The sequence below is a fragment of the Mesorhizobium sp. M5C.F.Ca.IN.020.32.2.1 genome, assembly GCF_004023105.1.
Taxonomy (GTDB): domain Bacteria; phylum Pseudomonadota; class Alphaproteobacteria; order Rhizobiales; family Rhizobiaceae; genus Mesorhizobium; species Mesorhizobium wenxiniae.
In genome coordinates this window covers 1-2,859 of sequence record NZ_RZSX01000802.1, presented here as the reverse complement: position 1 = coordinate 2,859, position 2,859 = coordinate 1, and the positions used below count along the sequence as shown (strand labels likewise).

Here is a 2,859-nt window from a genome sequence, read left to right as displayed (position 1 = left end):
GTCGCTGCCCGGACGCGTGCCAACAGTGCCAGACGATTGGCACGCACGGCCTGGTCCTCATCATTCACGAGAACGCGTTCAAAGAATGAATCAACCGGTTCGCGCAACGCGCTGAGCGCCAGCATGGCGGCGGAAAAGTCTTGGTTTTGAATCGCTTCGCCGGCTTCCTTCTCGGCCTGATTTACCGCGGCAAACAGCGCTTTCTCGGCCCCTTCCCGGAACAGAGTCGGCTCAGCACGTTCGGCAACCGTCGTTTTCTTCTTTTCCTCGGCGGCCAGAATGTTGGCCGCACGCTTGGTGCCGGCAAGCAGGTTCCTGCCGTCCTCGGTGTCGAGGAAGGAGCCAAGTGCTTGCACGCGGCGGACGATTTGCAGGAGGTCGTCATTCGGCGATTGGCCAATCTCCCCCCTTGAGGGGGAGATGCCCGGCAGGGCAGAGGGGGGCGCGACAGGATGAGAGGTTGGCGGGACAGCGCCCCCCTCTGTCGGCTTCGCCGACATCTCCCCCTCTAGGGGGGAGATTGGGCGCGAGCCCGCTGACAACACCGCATCGATCAGATCATACCGCGCGCCCTGGTCACGGAGGTAGACCTTCAGGCGGTCGTGGAAGAAGGCGAGGAGATCGGCGCTAAAGGGCCGTCCGGACGCGAGATAGTTCGCCATCTGGTAAGCGCGGTCGAAGAGAGATGTCAGCGCAAGCCGGACACGATTCTCAACCAAAATCCTCACCACGCCCAGCGCGGCTCTTCTCAGCGCATAGGGATCCTTCGACCCCGTCGGCTTTTCGTCAATCGCCCAGAACCCGACCAGCGTATCGAGCTTGTCGGCGAGCGCGACGGCGACCGACACTGGATCTGTCGGAACGCGGTCGGATGGACCTTGCGGCTTGTAGTGTTCCTCAATTGCGGTGGCGACCGAGGGATGCTCGCCTTGCAGCAGCGCATATTTGCGGCCCATAGCGCCCTGCAATTCCGGGAATTCGCCGACCACCTCGGTGGTGAGATCGGCCTTGGCCAACACCGCGGCGCGCCGTGCGAGTGCGGGAATCTCCCCCCTTGAGGGGGAGATGTCGCCGAAGGCGACAGAGGGGGTCGGTACGCCCTGACGCAACGCTCTCTCGCGGACAGAGGATGCCGGCGCTTCACGCGGGGCGACCCCCTCTGGCCTGCCGGCCATCTCCCCCTCAAGGGGGGAGATTGAACTCGCTACGATCGGCGCCAACTCGTCAGCAAGCCGTGCAATCCGCTCCACCCGCTCACCTTGGGTGCCGAGTCTGGCATGGAAGGTGACGCCGAGATGGTCGAGGCGGGCCATGCGCTGGTCGAGCGGCTTTTTGAGATTGAGCCCGAACTTTTCCGCCGATGCCTGCAACTGGTCGAGATCAGGCAGGTCGGCCTGGTCTGTCTTCCAGAAATAGAGCGCGTCGGACAGCCGCGCGCGCACCACCTTGCCGTTGCCGTAGGCGATCTCCTTGCCGCCATCCTTGGCCTCAATATTGGCGGTCAGGATGAAGCGGTTGGAAAGCTCTTCACCGACTCCCTGCGGCCGCGTGACGAAACACTTGGTTGGCGCGGATAGTCAGCCGGATCACCTCGGCCGGAATGGCGAGAAAGTCTTGCTCGAACTCGCCCATCAGCACCACAGGCCACTCGACCAAGCCTGACACTTCCTCGAGCAGCCCCTCGTCCTCGACAAGGTCGAGCCTGTTGGCGAAAGCGAGATTCCTGGCGTCGGAAAGGATGATCTCCTTTCGCCGGTCGGCGTCGAGCACGACCTTCGCCGCCTCCAGCTTGGCGGCATAGTCGTCGAAGCGGCGCACGGTGATCGCGCCCGGGGCGTGAAAACGATGGCCGTAGGTTACGTTGCCCGAGCGGATGCCGTCGATCTCGAAATCGACGACCACCGGCTCCTCGGTCTCAGGGCCGAAGGTGCAGAGGATGGATTGCAGCGGCCGCACCCAGCGCAACGATCCGGGTTTCGCCGAGGCCGGCCCCCAGCGCATCGATTTCGGCCATGGAAAATCGCGGATGACGCCTGGAACCAACTCGGCGATGATTTCTTCCGCCGCCCGGCCCGGCTTCGCAATATGGGCGACATAGAAGTCTCCCTTCTTCGGATCGGCATGGATATGCGCCTCGGCGATCGAGGAGAGACCGGCCTTGCGCAGAAAACCCTGGACCGCTTGTTCGGGAGCCTTGGTCGAGGGCCCCTTGATCTCCTCGCTGATGTCCTTCGAGCGCGCGGTCACGCCGCGAATGTCGAGCGCGAGCCGCCGCGGCGTCCAATATTCGCGCGCCGCCTCATAGGTCAGCCCGGCCTCGACCAAACCGTCCGTCATCATCTTCTTCAGGTCGCCCGCCGCCTTGCGCTGCATGCGCGCGGGAATCTCTTCCGAACGGAGTTCTAAAAGCAGGTCGGGCATAAATTAGCTCCTCACCCTCCCCTTGATGGGGAGGGTCGGCGCGTCAGCGCCGGGGTGGGGTGGCGGCGTCTCGGTCACCAGCGCCCTCTGCGTTATCTCTCGGGGCGAGTGATTTCCGTTCTTCCACCGCCGCATAGATCGTATCAAGCACGGAATCCAGTTCGTTTTTTTACTTCATGGTTCCAGAAGCGGATCACGCGATAACCCTGGGTTTCGAACCGCTTCGTTCGGACCTCATCATGGCGCTGCTGGTCATCAAAGCTGTGGTGGGCACCGTCGACCTCGATGATCAATTTCAGTTGACGGGACATGAAGTCCGGAAAGTAAATCCCGACGGATGCTTGTTTACGGAAGTGCGTGCCTTCCACGGGGATTCGCCAGAGATGCCGCCACAAGATGCGTTCCTCATCGGTCATTGCCGCCCGAAAGCCGTTGCGC

General features: G+C 62.7%; 1 protein-coding gene and 1 pseudogene. Both read right to left on the bottom strand.

Annotated features, from left to right (window positions below; genetic code table 11):
- Positions 1-2,421, bottom strand: a pseudogene (glyS, locus tag EOA86_RS29045) (glycine--tRNA ligase subunit beta); the annotation flags it as partial.
- A 143-nt stretch (positions 2,422-2,564) separates the two neighbouring features.
- Positions 2,565-2,859: DUF559 domain-containing protein (locus tag EOA86_RS29040; RefSeq protein WP_128344810.1), on the bottom strand; the 295-nt coding region annotated here is incomplete at its 5' end.